General features: G+C 66.5%; 1 pseudogene. It reads left to right on the top strand.

Annotated features, from left to right (window positions below):
* Positions 1 to 254, top strand: a pseudogene (locus B2J89_RS22265) (electron transfer flavoprotein subunit beta/FixA family protein); the annotation flags it as partial.

Genomic DNA, 254 nt, shown 5'->3' with positions numbered 1-254 from the left:
TCATCCTGGGCAAGCAGGCGATCGACGACGACGCCAACCAGACCGGCCAGATGCTCGCGGCGCTTGCCAACCTGCCCCAGGGCACATTCGCCAGCCGCGTCGAGGTCGTGGACGGCAAGGTGAACGTCACGCGCGAAGTCGACGGGGGGCTGGAGACGCTGGAGCTCACGCTGCCGGCCGTGGTCACCACGGACCTGCGCCTGAACGAGCCGCGCTACGTGACGCTGCCCAACATCATGAAGGCCAAGAAAAAG

It is taken from the genome of Acidovorax sp. SRB_24 (assembly GCF_012931925.1).
This window is presented reverse-complemented; position numbering and strand designations above follow the sequence as displayed.